We start from the raw sequence: 18,922 nt of genomic DNA, 5'->3' as shown, positions 1-18,922 counted from the left end.
ACAGCTTAATCATTGTATCACAGCTTGTTCTTTCTTGCAAGTATTTTTAGAAGAATTTAATTTTCTTTACCATACCTACAAATTCTGTATTATTCCTTGTTCTGGAGAACATATCAAGAATCTTATCTACTGCCTCCTCCGGCTTCATCGTGTTCAGTGCCTTACGCATAATGTTGATCGCCTCCAGCTCTTCCTGACTGAGCAGCAGGTCTTCCCGCCTCGTACCGGACTTTGGTATGTCAATGGCCGGGAACACACGGCGCTCCGACAGTTTTCGGTCAAGCACCATCTCCATGTTGCCGGTTCCCTTAAATTCCTCGTATATCACGTCGTCCATCTTACTCCCGGTTTCCACAAGCGCCGTGGCAAGGATCGTCAGACTGCCTCCTTCCCGCATATTTCTCGCCGCTCCGAAAAAGCGTTTCGGCATATGAAGGGCCGCCGGGTCCAGACCGCCTGATAATGTCCTGCCGCTCGGCGGTACGACAAGGTTGTATGCCCTTGTAAGTCTCGTAATGCTGTCCAGCAGAATCGTCACATCACGTCCGTGCTCCACGAGTCGTTTTGCCCGCTCAATGACCATCTCCGACACTCTTTTATGATGTTCCGGAAGCTCGTCAAATGTGGAATAAATCACCTCCACATTCGGTCCTTCAATCACTTCCCGTATATCTGTCACTTCCTCAGGGCGCTCATCAATCAAAAGAATGATCAGGTGCATCTCCGGATTATTTTTCTTGATCGACTTCGCTACTTCTTTTAAAAGTGTCGTCTTACCCGCTTTTGGAGGAGATACGATCATGCCTCTCTGTCCCTTGCCTACCGGGCTCATCAGGTCCATAATGCGCATCGCCACACTCGCGCCCGGCGTCTCCATACGCAGCCGTTTATCCGGGAAAATGGGCGTCATATCCTCAAAATTGCGACGGCGCGCCGCTGCATCCGGCATATATCCGTTGATCCTTTTCACAAACAGCAGTGCGCTGAACTTTTCCGCCTGCGTCTTCACTCTCGTATTGCCTTCCACGATGTCGCCTGTCTTCAGCCCGAAACGGCGGATCTGACTGGGCGCCACATACACATCGTTCTCTCCCGGCAGATAATTTTCACAGCGGATAAACCCATATCCGTCCGGCATCACTTCCAGAATACCGTTGGCCAGCTCTCCGCTGTCAAGCTCAGCCAGCGCTTTCTCATTCTCCGCCTTGTCTCTCTCACTGCGCTCCGGCCTCTCGCTTCTGTCCGCCCGATCCGGACGCTGTATCCGCTCAATCCGCTCCACTCTCGCACTTCCCTCTGACCGCTCGCTCCGTTCCGCTCTCACGCTTCCCTCCGGCCGCTCGGGCCGCTCGCTCCTCTCTGCTCCCGCACTTCCCCCGGCCTCCTCCACACTGTCATTCCTTTCGGAAGTCCCTGTGTCACTGTCTGCCGGACCGGCCTGCCCTGCTCTGGCATCCATCTCCAGCATCGCCTCCACAACCTGAGCCTTTTTCATCGTGGAAGTGCCTCTGATCCCCCTCGACTTTGCGATCGCTTTCAGATCCGCCAAAGCCAGCGACTCATACTTTTCTCTCATACTATATTATCCTCCCTGTTTTTTATCAAGTATTTATTTTTCTCTGCTGTTTAATGGGATTAATGTACGAAATGTACAGGAACTATCCGAAAACATGTCAATTCAATTTTGCTTAATAAGAAAACCTAGCTATATTATACATAACTTTTCCCGGAATGCAAACATATTTTGCAAAAACAATAAAAATAGGGAAAAAATAACCTCTACTGTATAACAACCCCCATAATATTCGAAAACCTTAAAACCGTCCAATGACAAACAGGGATAAGTACGCTATAATAAGAACAACGTTGCTGACAAGAAGCAATGGATTATTGACGAAGAAGCCGCCGTTGTGGTGAAACGTTTTTGATTTATGTATTACCTGTAAAATCTGTCATTACAATAAGTAAAAGGAAAAGAGGAACTCTGATGACAACAAATGAAAAAGCACTGGAACTCCATAGACAATGGAACGGGAAGCTGGAGACCGTATCCAAATCACCCATTAATTCCCGGGAAGCGCTGGCTCTTGCCTATACACCCGGTGTGGCAGAGCCATGTAAAGTGATCGCCGCAGACCGCGAGGCCGCTTATCAATATACAATCAAGGCCAATACCGTGGCCGTCGTCTCAGACGGAAGCGCTGTGCTGGGCCTTGGCAATATCGGTCCCTATGCCGCTATGCCCGTTATGGAAGGAAAAGCCGTTCTCTTTAAGGAATTCGGCGGCGTCAATGCCGTGCCGATCTGCCTGAACACACAGGACACGGAAGAAATCATCCGCACAGTCGTCAATATCGCTCCCGCGTTCGGCGGTATCAATCTCGAAGACATCAGTGCACCCCGCTGCTTTGAGATCGAAGAACGTCTGAAAGAGCTCCTGGATATTCCCGTCTTTCACGACGACCAGCATGGTACGGCTATCGTCGTACTGGCCGGTATTATCAATTCTCTGAAAGTTGTAAATAAGAAAAAAGAGGACTGTAAAGTCGTTGTAAATGGCGCCGGAAGTGCCGGTATCGCCATCACAAAGCTGCTGCTGACCTATGGCTTCCGTAACATCCTCTTATGCGATAAATGCGGAATTATCTCCAGGCAGAGCAGCGGCCTCAATTACATGCAGGAAAGAATGGCCGGACTCACCAATCCAGGCCAGGAAACCGGACTTCTGGCAGATGCCATGCGCGGAGCCGATATTTTTGTCGGTGTATCTGCCCCGGGCATCGTCACGCAGGAAATGGTCGCCTCAATGGCTCGGGATTCCATTCTCTTCGCCATGGCAAACCCTGTCCCGGAGATCATGCCTGATCTGGCAAAAGCTGCCGGCGCAAGAATTATCGGCACCGGACGGTCCGATTTCCCCAATCAGGTCAACAATGTCGTAGCCTTTCCGGGTATCTTTAAAGGTGCGCTCGAAGGAAGGGCCGCACAGATTACGGAAAAAATGAAACTGGCTGCCGCTCATGCAATCGCCGGCCTTGTGCCCGACCACGAATTAAGCGATACGAACATTCTGCCGGAGGCCTTTCTCCCACAACTGGCCGAGGCCGTGGCACAGGCTGTGCGGGATCATATCGAACAAGCGCCAGTATGAATGACAAACCCTGGCCCGCATTCTGGCTCGATAAGCCGTATTACTCTTTCAATGCCTATTGCAGACACGTATTTCACGAAAAATTATACAAGATCGCCATCGACGCCGGTATGACCTGTCCCAACCGGGACGGCACGCTCGGCAGCCGGGGCTGTATCTTTTGCAGCGCGGGCGGCAGCGGCGATTTTGCCGTCCGCTCCTGTCTGACTGAACCGCAAGCCCCAGAGGTACAGGCGGCTTCCATAGTGCGGACGCTTCCAATCAGTGAACAAATCCGTCAGGGGCTCTCCCTCTTTCGCGGAAAGCAGACAGGCAGCCGGTTTATCGCCTACTATCAGGCTTATACCAACACCTATGCCCCTGTCAGCCGCCTGCGGACACTCTATGCGCAGGCATTGGACGCTCCTGAGATCGCAGGCATTTCCATTGCCACCCGGCCGGACTGTCTGGGCCCGGATGTAATGGCACTGCTGACAGAACTGCAAACAGCGTATCCCGGCAAGTTTATCTGGGTCGAGCTTGGATTGCAGACAATTCATGAGCAGACCGCCGTCTATATCCGCAGAGGCTATCCGCTTTCCTGCTTTACACGGGCAGCAGAGACTCTGGCTAAAGCCGATATCCCATATATTGTCCACATTATTCTAGGTCTGCCGGGAGAGACGGACCGGCACATCTACGAGACGATCCGATTTCTGAATCAACTGCCTCTGGCCGGCATCAAACTGCAGCTCCTGCACGTCCTGCAAAATACGGATCTGGCCGCCGACTATGCGCAGGGAATCTTCCGTACGCTGGAACTTACTGATTATGTCGATCTGATCATCGGCTGTCTGGAACGGCTGCGGCCGGACATTGTCGTTCACCGCATCACGGGTGACGGGCCTAAGAATCTGCTGATCGCTCCCAAATGGAGCGCAGACAAAAGAAATGTATGTAATACCATTCACCGGGAACTGTGTCTTCGAAACACATGGCAGGGAAAGGAGTTATGATTATGACACAGGAAGCACTGACTCTCTATAAACTGATCGTTCTCTATATGCTGAATCGGGTCTCGTTCCCGCTGACAAAGGCACAGGTATATGATTTCATCCTTGGAAAGGAATATACCGACTTCCTGACACTCCAGCAGGCAATCTCCGAGCTGGAGGATGCCGGGCTGCTCTCCGCAAAATCGATGGGAAACCGGACGAATCTGCTGATCACTGCCGAGGGAAAGCAGACACTTACCTATTTTGGCAGCCGGGTCAGCGGCGCTATCAAAGAAGACATCGACGGTTATCTGCGCGAACATGAACTGGAACTGCGCAATGAGACGTCGGTGCAGGCAACTTATTACAAATCCACATCCGGCGAATACGAAGCGGAACTGACTGCCAAAGATAAGGGAGTCCCCCTCGTCACCCTCCGCCTTTCCGTCCCCGTTGAAGAAATGGCCGCCGCCATCTGTGACAACTGGCAGAAGAAAAGTCTGGAAATCTATCAATACCTCACACAGGAGCTGTTCTGATCGGCAGGAACCCCCTCCGGTCCGTTCACTCCGTCTCCTGCCCGGCCTCCGTGCGTATTCTGCGCATATGCTCTCTGATCTTCACCTCGTAGCCGTTGCCTGACGGGCGATAAAATTCTTTCCCGCTCAGTTCATAGGGAAGGTACTGCTGTCTGACATAATGGTTCGGATAGTCGTGCGCATAAAGGTAGCCTGTCCCCCGTCCCAGCTTTGCACTGCCTTTGTAATGGGCGTCCTGCAGATGCGGCGGTACCGGCAAATTACCGGTTGCTCTGACCGTATCCATGGCAGCGGAGATGGCGTTGACTGCGGCATTGCTTTTCGGCGCGGTTGCCACATAGGATACTGCCTGGGAAAGGATAATCTGCGCCTCCGGCATACCGACCCGCTCCACCGCCAGAGAGGCACTGACCGCTACGGTCAACGCATTGGGGTCCGCATTGCCCACATCCTCCGCCGCGCAGATCATAATCCGTCTGGCAATGAAAGTCACACTCTCCCCGGCATAGAGCATCTTCGCCAGATAGTAGACAGCGGCATCCGGATCAGAACCTCTCATACTCTTGATAAAGGCCGAGATCGTGTCATAATGGTTATCGCCTGTCTTGTCATATCTGACGACACGCTTCTGGATGCACTCTGACGCTGTATTTAAGTCGATGTGAATTATACCGTCCTCCGCCCGCTGCGTTGTCATAATGCCCAGTTCGATCGCATTCAGCGCCGTTCTGGCGTCTCCGCCCGCCGCATCCGCGAGAAAGGCAAGCGCCTCCTCGTCAATTTCCGCATCGTATGCGCCCATCCCCTTATCTTTGTCATAGACCGCCCGCATGAGCAGTTCCCGGATGTCTTCCCGTTCCAGCGGCTTCAGTTCGAAAATAATGGACCGTGAAATGAGAGCCCCGTTTACCTCAAAGTAAGGATTTTCGGTCGTGGCGCCGATCAGTGCCACTGTTCCGTCTTCCACGAACGGAAGCAGGTAGTCCTGCTGCCCTTTATTGAACCGATGGATCTCGTCGATGAACAGAACCGTCTTCTTCCCATACATACCCATGGCGTCCTTCGCCTGAGAGACGACTTCTTCCATATCCTTTTTGCCCGCTGCCGTCGCATTGAGCTGCGTGAACTGCGCGCTCGTCGTATTGGCAATCACCTTCGCCAGCGTCGTCTTCCCGGTTCCCGGCGGCCCGTAAAAGATCACGGAACTGAGCTTATCCGCCTTGATCGCCCGGTAAAGCAGCTTATCCTCACCGATGATATGCTTTTGCCCGACGACCTCTTCCAGTGTCGACGGCCGCATTCTCGCCGCCAGAGGCGCTTCCTTTTCCATATTGTTGCTTCGCATATACTCAAATAAATCCATCGTTCTTCACTGTCCTTTTCCGCTCATGCCATCCGGATTCGCGTCTCCCGCGCTCCTTCTCCATCCCGGTTTTGCTCCCTGTGGCTCTCTCCCGTCCCGCTTTTCTCACTTTCTACCCTTTGCGTTCCCCGCTCTGCCGCACCTTCTCGTCCAGCCGGACGTCAAGTTCACTGTTAAAGTGCAGGATCGCCTGCGGATCGCTGTCTGTAAGCTGTTCAAAAAACCGCTCATAACTTTTCGGCGTCAGAAATGTCATCTTATACGTACCTTCCTCCCCTGCCTCTCGCCCGTGCTCATTCAATAATCGGAAGTGTTTTTGCGCCGCCCGGTATTTGCCGATATTTTCCGGGTCAGGATTGCTGAGCTGCCCGTCATCCTTGATCTCCACGACAACGATGACATCTTTCTTCCTGATAAAAAAGTCGGGATTGAACGTTCCGCTTTGCTGGTGCGTGCCCTTGCGCCACGTGTATTCAAACTCATAAAAACCGGTATCATTCGATTTGACAAAGGCGTCGATCTGCCGGGCCGTCTGCGGATCTGTCAGTCTCTTGACAAATTTTCGCTCCGGTTCTCCGGTCGTGACGATACCAAGCTGCGGCGTCTTAAAGCAATAACTGTTCTCGACCTTCTGGTGCGAATAGCCATTCATCGTATCCTCGATCTCAGACAAAGACGCCCGCGACACATCGTCGAGGCTGCTTTTTTCCAGATGATCCGCGTAAAAAAGAGCCTTATTGCGTCTGAGCAGCGACAGTTCCGTCGTCACGTCCCGCAGCGCGGTCGTGGAAATATACGCATAATCATCGGGCGAGGACGTGTAGCTCACAGACTTCGTATAATCCCGAAAAAGCACATTCATGGCGTTGATAAACGTTTGTTTCAGCTTCTTTGTGATCACTTTATTACTGCTCTCAGTGAGTGAACGCTCGATCATCGCTTCCAGTTTCTCCACAGGCCACAGACTTTCATAATAGTCCTTCTTCTCCTCTGTCGGCAGGTCGGAAAACTTATCGAACATCTCCTGCGCCATCTGTGAAACACTGTAACTGTCTTTCGTATAAGACAAGGTGCGGTTCCTCGCCCGGTTCGTGCTGACTGCGAGCAGCTCCGTCTCCACCTTTCCCTGCTCGGAATCAGTCGGTAGCCGCACATAACCAAGCTCCAGAAAGGCCATCGGTTCCTGATTTTTCTTTTCGGAATTGGCCGTCTCCTCGGTCTTATATGAGACATTACGGATCTGGAAATGATAGACAGAATCTTGAGCAATCCCCGTGGTGATTGTCTTCTTAAAATCAAGCAGTTCGTCCACAAGCGTCTTCACCTTCGGCGCCCAGCTCTCGTGGTTGAACACAATCACTTTCGGCACGCCCCACTCGCTCTGCCACCCAACCGGACGACGCAGTCCCCGTCCGAGCACCTGTGCGATCAGCAGTTTGGAATTAAACGCCCGCTCCTCATCGGGAACAATCTGGAAGACCCGCTTGACGTCCCAGCCTTCCGTGAGCATGGAGACGCTGAAAATGTACTCCACTACATTGTCTGGCTTGTCCACGTCCTTCAACCGCAGACGGTCCACCGCCGCACTGTTACCGCTGTGCACACAGAGCACGAGCCTTCCGGCCTCTTCCTCCGTCAGGTTCCGGTGCTTTTTCAGAAAGGCCCTGAACTTTTTCGCCTGCCCGTCAGCCTTTCTCTTTTCTCCGGTGACTATGATCGTCACCGGTCTGATCCCGGCTGTGCGTGCCAACTGCTCTGCGATCTTTTCATGGGAATCGACAATGACTTTCCATCTGTCATCCTTGTCCTTTGGCATGTCCTCTTTATCGACGTATTCGATGTCTTTGACAAACCCCTGCTCGATAGCCTCCCGCAGGCTGTAGCGGTAGATCACGTCAGACAAATATTCATTGGCCGCACCGCTTTTCGTCTTTGCCCTGCACTTATAGGCGGTGCCCGTAAAACCGATCACGTAGCGAAAGTGAATATCATGACCGCCTTCATCCTCAATAAAATATTTCCACTGGTTATTCTCCGTATAAAACACATGGTGCACTTCATCATTTAAGACGAGCGTCCGCTCTCCTCTGCCGGATAAGCTGTCAACGATCGAATTGCGATTCTCCTGACTCTTATATACGGCATCCCGGTTTTCAATCACAATGGTATTTTCAACAATCGAATGAGCGCCGTTGATTATTGAAGGCGGAATATAGTCCTCACCGAGCGCGGCATTCAGATGTTCGTCCTGCGCCAGATCGCTGAACTTCTGCGTCAGCTCACGCTCAATCGTCACACTCGGCGTGAGCACAAGCACCCGGTCCACCTTGCCTTCCGCCAGCATACAGACCGCCAGCGCATACATCACATAACTTTTCCCGGTGCCCGTCGCCAGATCGATCGTTCCCGACAATCTGTCCGGCAGTCCGATGTCCTCGAGAAAGGCGCTGAGGTTCCCGTAAAAGCGTTCCCGGATCACTTCATTGGCAGCAAAATTTTCCCGCGCCAGATCCTCCATACATGAATATACACCGCTGTTCAAATAACGCAGCGCCGTCTCCGCCGCCTCCTTCTGATAAACCCGGTCCCGGAATAAAAGGTCAAAAAAGGCCGCATATTTCCCCTCATCCCACACATTGGGATCTACATTCTTGCTGACTTCCAGCACCAGATCGCTCTCCCGGTATTCCATCTCAGCCTCCGTATATTGTTCTGTACTCGTTTCCGAACTTATCGATAAAGATCAGCATTGCCTGCCCGGCGACACGTTTCGTCGGAAAATCGATACTGTTTTCTTTAAAGTGATCCCGATAATAGACATGATCCACCGAGAACACTTTGCCATCATAGGAAAAATCAACAAGCAGCATGGAGAACGCTTCGATCCCCATGTACTCGTATTTCCCCCGGATTCTCGCCTGCGCACTGAAGGAATCGATCGTCAGTCGTCCGTCCGCCACCGTAAAAGCCACCCTTGGAGGACGGATGAAATCGAATCCCACCGCATCCACCGCATCGTTGACCGAATCCGTGTCGGACGCCTGAATCTGGGCGCTGAAGCTGTCTGTGAACCGCTCGGTCATTGAATTGGGGATGCGCAGGAAATAAAAGGTCACGTCCCAGTCACCGTCGCCGTCCAGTTCATCGCTGGCAAAGGCAAATTTCCCCCGCGGTGCGATCACATAGAGCTCTCTACCGGCGCTGGCTCCGAGTCTTCGGTACAGCTGTCCGATCGTCTCCTCCGTGATCAGCCCGCCAAGCCGCTCCAGTTCCTGCGGCGTATACACTTTGACAGGGGCACCGTCTCTGTGCCCGTCGAAGCGGATTCCTCTCACCGTCTTCTCCAGCGGTTCCACGTCCCACAGCGACATGGCGAACTGCTTCCACTGCCCTTCGTCAAAATCATTCAGCCTCGTATTGTCGTACAGGCCCGCATTGTATACGACAAAGCCCCTGTGGCCGCCAATGCCGAGGATCCGCTTCTGTATCATATAAACGGACAGCTTGCCAATATCCACGGTGATCCATCTGCGTCCCATCTTCTCAGCCACCGCCGCCGTCGTGCCCGAACCGCCAAAGCAGTCCAGCACGATATCCCCTTCTACTGAGGAGGAAGCGATCACTCTGCGCAGCAATTCTTCCGGTTTCTGTGTTGGATAACCGGTCTTTTCCTTCGCCATCGGATTGACTGACTGAATATCCCAGACCGTCTCATCCTCTTCCGGTTCAATGCCCCAGACAGAGTCTACCAGCTTACCGTCAACCCGCAGCAACACATCCTCGCTCCCGGGCTGCCTGCCGTGCTCTTTGACAAACCGTTTGACATAACCGTCAAATTTCGAATCTTCGGACGGGTAGTCGCCTCCCGTGATCTCATTGTTGTCGTTAAAATAGCTCATCCACCGCTTAAAGTTGGCATCATTCTCCGGATTGCCATCTCTTTGGGGAAAGAAAACCCGCGCATCAATCGTCCTCCCATATACGAGCAGCGTATCGTGCTTGCGCGGAAATTTATTTTTTGTCTGCCCGACATAAGTTCCATAATGCCAGATAATCTCATTGCGAAAGTTCCCCTCACCGAACACCTCGTCCATCAACACTTTGATGTAATGCGCCTTGTGCCAATCCAGATGAACGAAAATACTGCCGTCTGAAGACAGCACTTCCCGCAGCAGCACAAGCCGTCTGCGCAGCCATTCCAGAAACTGTGCGCCCTTGATCTTATCGGCATAAGCCTTCTCGTTATTGGTAAAGTCCTGCTTCGAGGCAAAGGGCGGGTCGATATAGACAAGTCTGACGCCATCCGTACCGTCGGCATTTTTCAGCTCCCCGGACCGTTTCATCTCGACCAGCCGTTTGAGCACCTGCAGGTTGTCTCCGAAGATCAGCTTGTTCAGCCAGCCATCCGCACCCGCATCGCCAAATTTCCGGTCCTCCTGCAGCGGCGCCGCATACGTCTGACTGATAATCTGTTCTCTCGTCTCCTTGCCGTAATAAGTCAGCTCATATTCCCGGCGCTGCGGCGGGAAGAAGACTCTCGCATACTCCGTGGAAATCTCCTGTCCGTTCTCTACCTCACTGCGGGCCATTTCGAGCAGCCGGAGCAGCTGCTTCTTTCTCTCATCAGTCATCGTTCCTACCTACCTCTGTGTCTTATCATCCACACCCTGTGTCCTGTATTTCGCATCTATCTTAATTTACCATATCCGGCCCGAATTCTCCACCGAAAGTTTCAGGTTCGATAAATGACAGCAAGTATAGAAACGCCTTGCACTGCCGCATGTCGGATGCTATGATATTCATACGACAGAATTCTGCCTGAATGGAAGCCCATGCGGGCGTTTTCGAAATGCAATCAACTGTGCGATTTCATATCCAATTCGTCGGATTTCAGCAAAGGCGTTTCTTTTCTGCAAAAGCTGAGAAAGACATTTGACCGCCATGGAGATGAGACTGAAAAAGCATGGACGCTTCTGCGGAACATGTTTTTCGCGGTAACAGGCTCATCGAAATGCCCGGCGTGTCTGACTTTCTCAGCTTTTGCAGAAAAGAAACGGTTCCTGCTCAAATATATGAATTGGATATAAAAATTCAGGCATGAAGTAATTTCGCAAACGCCTGATAATCCCATGCAGTATGAGGAGGCCTTTTATGAAATACGATTTTGATGAGATCATCAACAGAAACAATACCAATTCCGAGAATGTGGACGGCTGGCGTTCCTATCTCTTCCCACTCACGCCGGAGAGAGAATTTCCCTATGCGGATGACGATTTTGTGCGAATGTGGGTCGCCGACATGGAGTTTGCCGTAGCGCCGCAGATCCGCCAGGCGATCATCGACCGCCTGAATCGGAAGATTCTCGGCTATACCATGGTATCGGACAATGGCTACTACGAGGCTGTACGCAAATGGTGTCAGGACAGGTACGACTGGCATTTCCCCAAAGAAGAGCTGGTGTTTTCTCCGGGCGTCGTTCCCGCGCTCTATCAGCTCATAGAAGATCTGGTCGGTCCCGGTGAAAAAGTGATGGCCTTCACCCCTTCCTACGGCGCCTTCCTCTGTGCCTGTGAATATAATAGCCGGGAACTGGTGCCACTTCCGTTGCAGACAGACGGGCGCCGATTTTCCATCGACTTTGACGATCTGGAGGAAAAGGCATCCGACTCCGCGGTAAAACTCCTTCTGCTATGCAATCCGCACAATCCGACCGGACGCATCTGGACGGAGGAAGAGCTGACTCGGATTGCCGACATCGTCAAAAAACATGAGCTATGGATCGTGTCCGACGAAATCCACTGTGATCTCGTCCGCTGCGGCCTGCATCATACACCAATGGGAAAGATTATGCCGGACTATCGTCGACTGGTCACCTGCATGTCCGCGAGCAAAACCTTTAATCTGGCGGGAATGCTCTTCTCCAATATCATCATCCGCGACTCTGGGGAGCGAGCCAGATTTACCGCCCGTGACAAGAACATCGGCGCTGTCAACCCGCTCTCCGTTGCCGCACACAAAGCCGCATATGAGCAGGCCGGAGAATGGCTGGAACAACTCAAGGCATACGTGGACGGAAATTTCGCGTATGTGAATGACTTTCTCAGAGATAACATTCCGCAGGCCGGTTTTTGTATCCCGGAAGCCACCTATTTTGCGTGGATCGATACAAGCCGCATCCTGCCCGGCGTCGACGACCTGACGCTGTTTTTCGCCGATCATGCAGGCGTGCTCCTGGAAAGCGGCAATGGTCTGTTTGTCGGCAACTCCCGGGGATATGTCAGGCTGAATCTCGCCATGCCGCGTGCCATGATCGAAAAAGGGCTGACACGGATCCTGGAAGCCATCCGAAAACCGGACAGGCAATAACTCCTGCTCCGCTTTCCTTTCCTCCGCCGTATATTCTGCCAGTCAGACCGGAGGCAGACAGTCGCTCTGTCTCTGGCTGATCTTCCTGATCAGATCCTCCACCCTCATACTCTCCGACGAATCTTTTCCCTCCCGCCCGTCTCTGCAGCGCACGGAGATCGTCCCTTCCTGCTCCTCCTTTTCCCCCACGATCACAAGATACGGCACCTTCTCCAGCCTGGATTCCCGGATCTTATAGCCCAGCTTTTCACTGCGAAGGTCAGTCTCACAGCGGATGCCCGCCCGTTTCATCGTTTCGCAGACTTCTCCTGCATATCGTTCGCTCTTTTCCGAGACCGAGAGTACCTTTGCCTGGACCGGTGCCAGCCATACCGGAAATTTCCCTGCATAATGCTCAATCAGAATCCCGATGAACCGCTCGATCGAGCCATAGATGACCCGGTGGATCATGATCGGACGATGTCTCTTCCCGTCGGCACCCGTATATTCCGCCCCGAACCTGAGCGGAAGCTGAAAATCAAGCTGTATCGTACCGCACTGCCATGTCCTGCCAAGAGAATCTTTCAGATGAAAATCGATCTTCGGCCCGTAAAAGGCTCCGTCTCCTTCATTGATCTGGTAGGACAAGTCCAGATCTTCCAACGCCTCCCGCAACCCCTGTGTCGCCAGCTCCCAGTCCTCATCGCTCCCCATGCTGTCCTCCGGTCTTGTCGAAAGTTCCACATAATAGGGAAACCCAAATCTGGTATATACTTCATCGATCATTCTCACAACGCCTTTGATCTCGTCCCGGATCTGCTCTTCCGTCATAAAAATATGAGCGTCGTCCTGTGTAAAGCAGCGTACCCGCATAAGTCCGTGCATCTGTCCGGACTTTTCATGTCTGTGCACAATCCCCAGTTCTCCCAGCCGCAGCGGCAGTTCCTTATAAGAATGCGGCGTCATCTGATAGACAAGCATCCCGCCCGGACAGTTCATCGGCTTGACCGCAAATTCATTTCCCTCAATCACTGTCGTGTACATATTATCCCGGTAATGATCCCAGTGCCCCGATGTCTCCCACAGACCGCGATCCAGCATAATCGGCGTGGAAATCTCCTGATACCCTTCCCGCTCATGCAGCGCTCTCCAATAGCCGATCAGAATATTTTTGAGAATCATTCCTTTTGGAAGGAAAAAGGGAAACCCCGGTCCCTCTTCCATAAAAGCAAACAGCCCCAATTCCCGTCCCAGCTTCCTGTGATCCCTGCGCTTTGCCTCCTCCAGCATTTCCAGATGCTGTGACAGCTCCGCCTCATTCGGGAACGAAACACCGTAAATTCTTGTGAGCATTCTGTTGTTTTCATCGCCCCGCCAATAGGCTCCGGCAATGCCTGTCAGCTTCAGCGCCCCAACTACACACGTATTCGTCACATGAGGGCCTGCGCAGAATTCCCCGTAATTACCCTGCTCATAAAACGTAATCCGTTCCCCGTCGGCAAGCTGTCTGATCATCTCCAGCTTATACTCTTCCCCACGTTCTCCCATAATCCGGGCCGCTTCTTCTCTTGCCACTTCGTACGTCCGCAGCGGAAGCGCTTCCTTTACAATCCGTCTCATCTCTTCCTCCACTCCGGCGAGATGTCCTTCCTGAAAAGGAAATGAAAACTCAAAATCATAATAAAATCCACCGTCCACTGCCGGTCCAATCGCACATTTCACATCCGGATAGAGCCGCTTTACCGCCTGCGCCAGAATATGGGCCGACGTGTGCCAGAAAGCCGCTCTCCCCAGCTTCTCATCAAAACCATATTCTCTTACCTGTCCGTCGTTTGTCAGCACTTTCATGTCATTTACCCCTTTCTATGGAAATTTTTAAAACAATCATGCAGATGGCCCCCTGCTCGCCGCAGTGCGATAATTACTTTTTTACCATATGGGAAATTCGGAGAACTTTCCTATATGGTAAAAAACACCCTCAAAGATACAGTTCCTGTATCTTTAAGGGTGCAAGTTGCACGGTTCCACCTTAACTTTTCACTTCGGATTCCAGCAAATCCTGTCCTTTAACGCAGGCATACGACAACACTTACCGGACAAAAATGTCTTTCGGCGCTGCAGCTTGGGAATGGTTTTCACAGCCTTCCCGCATAAACGGCTTCCACCAAATGCCGCTCTCTCTGGATGGTTCCGGACTGCTACTCGTTTCCGTCATCGCTTTTAATTTCTGTTCACTTTAGCACTTCGTGAGAAGATTGTCAAGAGGCAACAATATTGTGCGTCGTAAAAAGATTCATGACAGACTGGTGTCCTGTTTGCCATGATAAGATAAAAACAGAAATAGAGGTTTCTTACAGAAGGGAGGTATTATTATGATCGAGTCAAGATGTGGATTACTTTGCAGCCAATGTGCTTTTCGGGAACAGATGAACTGTCCTGGCTGCGTACATATGGACAAGCCATTCTGGGGCGAGAGCTGCCCCGTGAAATCATGCTCGGAGAACAGCAGACAGGTACACTGCGGAACTTGTGAAAGTTTCCCCTGCGCACTGCTCCACCAGTTCGCCTATGATATGGAACAGAGCGACAACGGACAGCGTATTGAACAATGCAAGACCTGGCGCGACTGTCCCTGATCAAATCTGGCACCTGTAAATTCTTACTTACAGAATTAAACCAATGCAATCCGGAAACGGTATGGCCTGGGCGATACCGTTTCCTTTTCCTGTCTCTTCCCCTCTTAATTCCCAGGCAAAGCACCCGGCCTGCTGCCCGCGGGAAGAAACATCCGCCGCATATCCACTTTTTCCAGCGTCAACAGCTTTACCTTTTTATCGAGTCCTCCGCCATACCCGGTGAGGCTCCCGTTCGTGCCCACAACTCTGTGGCAGGGAATGATAATCGATATTTCGTTATGTCCCACTGCTCCGCCTACCGCCTGTGCGGACATACGGGGCAATCCTCTCTGCTGCGCGATCTGTCTGGCGATCTCTCCGTATGTCGTTGTCCCACCATACGGTATCTTTCGCAGGATCTCCCAGACTGCAAGGCGGAAAGGCGTGCCGGTCAAATGGACAGGCGGCATAAAATCCGGCTCCTGACCCGAAAAATAAATAGTCAGCCAACGTTTCGTCTGTTCAAAGACAGGCAGTTCCTTTTCTTCATATTGCAAAGCAAGATGCTTTCCCTCATACGTTTTCCCATCAAGCCACAGACCGGTCAAACCGATCTCATCGGCGGCAAGAAGAATATCTCCAAGCGGAGATTTACAGTGATCAATATATTGCATTTGTGATACCCTCCATGGCAGAGCAGAACCTTTGGTCTCTGCTGTTATCTTCCAAGTACTTGTATTTGTTATAATAACTGGGTTTATTATAACTCATCAACATCTCGCCGGAAACTTTTTCCTGTTTTTTGCAGTCCATGTGTCTCCCTGACTTCTGTTCCAGTCCATGCACTTCAAATGGAAGTAAGCAGTCAGCAGGCGGCATCTTTTTTGTCGCCTTTGTATTCCTGAAGGAGTCCCAGATCCCGGAATCCGTAATAAATACCGTCTTCCCACACCGTTCCACAGACGAGATCCGCCATCTGCTTCAGTTCGTCACAGGCGTTTCCCATGGCCACGCTTACATTCGCAGCCTCCAACATCTCATAGTCGTTCATACTGTCACCAAAGGCAATCGTATCCTGCAGGCCTGCCCCGTAATACTGGCAGACGATCTTCATCCCCCTGCCCTTGTCGATCCCCCTGGGAATGATCTCCCCGTTAAAACAGGACGTCGTCCCCGCATAAGGATGTACGGCATAGAGGAAGCGGTCCCCGAGATACTGTTTTGTCTCCTCAATCGACGCAAGGTCCCTGCTCGTAAAGCATATTTTGTAGGCGCCCCTTCCGGGATATTTTTCATATGGCGAGAGCATAAAGCCAGCTTCAATCTCCTTCTGCATCCGAATCAGTTCCGAATTGCCCTGATCCGGTTTTGCGTTCCTGAGAAGTTCCTCCATCTGCGGATCGGTATAAATCCCTTCCGCTGTCTCTATTCTGCAATACATCCGATGAGTGTGGAACACGGAGAGACATTCCTGTATCGTCTCTTCCGGCAGAAGATGGTCAAAAAGCACCCGGTCTTCAACCTCTACATGGCTTCCGGCGCTGGCGATGATCCCGTCAAAGCCAACATCCAGAATCTCACGCCCGATAATCGGCATATTCCGTCCCGTACAGAGAAACACTTTATGCCCGTTTGCCCTTGCTCCCCGCACTGCCTCTGCCGTTAGCACTGACGGCGGCGCCATGGCAGAGACCAAAGTCCCGTCAATGTCCAAAAAGATCAGTTTCTTATTCATACCTTTTCCCCGATTTCCGTTTGTTTCTGTTCTGTCTGTGTCTGTTCGACAGTTCATGGAAATTCTCATGTAAGCACTGTCACTGTCTTCGCATCCATTGTCACTTTGCCGGGCGCGGATACCTGCAGTTTCCTTTCATCCGCCAGATCAGTAAAGATCATGGGAATGGTCGTGTCATAGCCCGCTTTTTCGATCTGTGCCTTGTCAAATTCAATCAGCAGCTGGCCCCGCTTCACATGGGCGCCGTTTTTTACATGTGCCGTAAAATATTGGCCTCCCAGCTTTACCGTGTCAACACCGATATGGATGAGAATCTCCGTTCCACAGACACTGCTGAAACAAAGTGCATGCTTTGTCTCAAAAATACCGGTTACCGTACCATCCGCCGGTGCGTAAACCTGTCCTGTCTCCGGAATGATCGCCGTACCATCTCCCAAAATTTTATTGGCAAAAGTTTCGTCCTTCACATCCTCCATCTTGATCAGCTGTCCCTGCGCATGTGCGAAGAATAATTCTTCCTTTGGAATCTCTGCCTGTTTTGCGGATTCGCAGCATACGCTCCCTGACACCGCCGTATACTCTGCCGATGCCTGCGTCTCTCTTCCTGCTCTGTCCGCACCTTCTGCCGCCGGAGTCCGATCCATAAACCGTCCAAGTAACAGCGTCATCACAAAACCACCGGTGATGGCAGCAGCATGAGCAATCACATAATTCACATAACCATTGCCTGCAGGGTCGGCAAGGGCAATGCCCGGAATGACGGTCGTCCCGAAACCGACTGCTGCGAGATTGGTCAGATATACGACAATACCACCCAAAGCCCCGCCAATACAGCCGCCGATAATCGGGAAACGGTAACGCAGGTTAATGCCGAACAGCGCGGGTTCCGTAATTCCAAATAACACCGAGATAAAGCTGGGAATACATAACTCTTTCGTCTTCGCATTCTTTCTGTGCATTGCCAGATAACCGAGAACGGCACCGCCCTGCGCAATGATGGCCACCGACATAAGCGGATTGATAAAATTCCTGCCCGTATCTGCCAGAAGCTGCGCTTCGATCGCCCCAAAAATATGGTGCAAGCCGGTAATGACGACAAGCTGCTGCAGACCAGAAAAGATTCCGTAGCCGAAAACACCCATATTCTGTGTCATCCATACAAGACCATTTGTGATTCCGGAGGAAAGCCCCCGCCCCACCGGACCAATCACGGTAAATAAAAGCAGTGCACCGACCAATGTCGTGAGCAGCGGCGAAATGAGAAGCCGGATGACTTCCGGCACCTTTTTCTCAAAAAACAGATCCAGCTTTGCGGTCACAAATCCCATGAGCAGCGCCACGATAATACCGCCCTGAAAGCCTACCAGCTCCACACCCATCCCAAAAATATGTAATGTTGTGACCTCCACTGTCCCCTGCGCCGCCGCATACGCGTTCGCCAGACTGTCACTTAACATAATACAGCCAATGACAATACCGAGAATGGGCCGGCCGCCGAATCGTTTGCATGTACTGTAAGCCACGGCGAGCGGCAGGAAGCCAAAGATCGCTCCCGATGAAATATTGATCAGTCTGTTGATCCCAAACAAAGTCTCATTGGCCTTTACGAAGTCCAGATTGCCAAGCACCCCGGAAAGTCCCGTGAGCAGCGCTGCCGCAAGGATACCCGGCATAATGTCCACAAACACATCGGATAACGCCTTGATAATTCTCTGCAGGGGATTCATTTTTCTGTTCGCCACCGTTTTCAGATCGCTCAGACTCATGTTTTTCATATTGTTGTGTTCCGCAAACACTTCATATACGTCATTGACAAGACCAGCCCCGAAAATAATCTGTACCTGATCGCCCGCCACAAACACTCCTTTTGCCAAGTCTACATCTTCGATCGCCTTCAGATCTGCCAGATCGTTGTCATTCAAGACGATCCTCAGACGGGTGGCACAGTGCGCCACACCCTGTATATTTTCTCTTCCCCCGACCAGTCTCGTAAGCTCTATGGAGATTTTTTCATATCGCTGCCGTTTATTCGCATCCATTCCATGCGCCTCCTTGTTATTTTTTGCAGAAGTTATTTACTTTCCGATTCCCGTGGCCACAGTAAAAGAAAAGGCTTTTTACTTTTTTATCTGCCTCTTGTAATTCATATTATAACAAGATAAAATGGAGAGTATATGGAGATATGTGACTTCCATATTGA

13 protein-coding genes and 1 other annotated feature are annotated in these 18,922 nt (G+C 51.6%); of the genes, 5 read left to right on the top strand and 8 right to left on the bottom strand.

Features of this window, described 5'->3' with window-relative positions; translation table 11 throughout:
* Positions 1-46 precede the first annotated feature (46 nt).
* Positions 47-1,576 carry a transcription termination factor Rho gene (rho, locus tag V1224_04835; GenBank protein ID WWR16764.1) on the bottom strand — a complete coding sequence of 510 codons (1,530 nt, stop codon included), beginning with the start codon at positions 1,574-1,576 and terminating at the stop codon, positions 47-49.
* A gap of 411 nt (positions 1,577-1,987) precedes the next feature.
* On the opposite strand from rho, the gene V1224_04830 reads away from it, so the two are divergent.
* From V1224_04830 to V1224_04820, 3 genes are read left to right on the top strand one after another with little or no spacing between them, the layout of a single operon-like run.
* A complete protein-coding gene (locus V1224_04830; protein WWR16763.1) occupies positions 1,988-3,151 on the top strand; it encodes an NADP-dependent malic enzyme in 1,164 nt (387 codons plus the stop codon).
* On the top strand, positions 3,148-4,146 hold the full coding sequence (locus V1224_04825; protein WWR16762.1) for a TIGR01212 family radical SAM protein: 999 nt from the start codon (positions 3,148-3,150) through the stop codon (positions 4,144-4,146). The genes V1224_04830 and V1224_04825 overlap by 4 nt, the downstream gene beginning before the upstream one ends.
* 2 nt (positions 4,147-4,148) lie before the next feature.
* On the top strand, positions 4,149-4,664 hold the full coding sequence (locus V1224_04820; GenBank protein WWR16761.1) for a DUF4364 family protein: 516 nt from the start codon (positions 4,149-4,151) through the stop codon (positions 4,662-4,664).
* 25 nt (positions 4,665-4,689) lie between these two features.
* Here the strand turns inward: V1224_04820 and V1224_04815 are convergent, their stop codons facing one another.
* The 3 genes from V1224_04815 to V1224_04805 all read right to left on the bottom strand — a co-directional run bounded on the left by V1224_04815 (position 4,690) and on the right by V1224_04805 (position 10,658).
* Entirely contained in the window at positions 4,690-6,027 is a 1,338-nt protein-coding gene (locus V1224_04815) for a replication-associated recombination protein A (GenBank protein ID WWR16760.1), read from the bottom strand.
* 112 nt (positions 6,028-6,139) lie between these two features.
* The gene (locus tag V1224_04810; GenBank protein WWR16759.1) at positions 6,140-8,719 is read right to left on the bottom strand and encodes a DEAD/DEAH box helicase family protein; all 2,580 of its coding nucleotides are present in this window, start codon (positions 8,717-8,719) and stop codon (positions 6,140-6,142) included.
* Between the two features lies 1 nt (position 8,720).
* Positions 8,721-10,658, bottom strand: a complete 1,938-nt coding sequence (locus tag V1224_04805; GenBank protein ID WWR16758.1) for a site-specific DNA-methyltransferase — start codon at positions 10,656-10,658, stop codon at positions 8,721-8,723.
* 520 nt (positions 10,659-11,178) lie between these two features.
* On the opposite strand from V1224_04805, the gene V1224_04800 reads away from it, so the two are divergent.
* Complete coding sequence (locus V1224_04800; GenBank protein ID WWR16757.1) at positions 11,179-12,393, top strand: PatB family C-S lyase; 1,215 nt, start codon at positions 11,179-11,181, stop codon at positions 12,391-12,393.
* 42 nt (positions 12,394-12,435) lie between these two features.
* Here the strand turns inward: V1224_04800 and thrS are convergent, their stop codons facing one another.
* A complete protein-coding gene (gene thrS, locus V1224_04795) occupies positions 12,436-14,220 on the bottom strand; it encodes a threonine--tRNA ligase (GenBank protein ID WWR16756.1) in 1,785 nt (594 codons plus the stop codon).
* Between the two features lie 152 nt (positions 14,221-14,372).
* Positions 14,373-14,596, bottom strand: a binding site (T-box leader).
* A gap of 148 nt (positions 14,597-14,744) precedes the next feature.
* Between thrS and V1224_04790 the strand changes: the two genes are divergently transcribed.
* A complete protein-coding gene (locus V1224_04790) occupies positions 14,745-15,008 on the top strand; it encodes a DUF3795 domain-containing protein (protein ID WWR16755.1) in 264 nt (87 codons plus the stop codon).
* A gap of 104 nt (positions 15,009-15,112) precedes the next feature.
* Here V1224_04790 and V1224_04785 read toward each other — a convergent pair whose 3' ends face one another.
* From V1224_04785 to V1224_04775, 3 genes are all read right to left on the bottom strand, one after another.
* Positions 15,113-15,661: a methylated-DNA--[protein]-cysteine S-methyltransferase gene (locus V1224_04785; GenBank protein WWR16754.1), complete on the bottom strand. Its 549-nt coding sequence runs from the start codon at positions 15,659-15,661 to the stop codon at positions 15,113-15,115.
* Positions 15,662-15,852: 191 nt separating this feature from the next.
* Positions 15,853-16,722 carry an HAD family hydrolase gene (locus tag V1224_04780; protein WWR16753.1) on the bottom strand — a complete coding sequence of 290 codons (870 nt, stop codon included), beginning with the start codon at positions 16,720-16,722 and terminating at the stop codon, positions 15,853-15,855.
* 65 nt (positions 16,723-16,787) lie between these two features.
* Positions 16,788-18,761 (bottom strand): glucose PTS transporter subunit IIA, encoded by a 1,974-nt coding sequence (locus tag V1224_04775; GenBank protein WWR16752.1) that lies wholly within the window; start codon positions 18,759-18,761, stop codon positions 16,788-16,790.
* Positions 18,762-18,922 lie beyond the last annotated feature (161 nt).

This window comes from Lachnospiraceae bacterium JLR.KK008, assembly GCA_037015955.1.
GTDB lineage: Bacteria > Bacillota > Clostridia > Lachnospirales > Lachnospiraceae > VSOB01.
The sequence above is the reverse complement of the archived record's forward strand: the minus strand, read 5'-3'. Positions and strand labels throughout refer to the sequence as shown.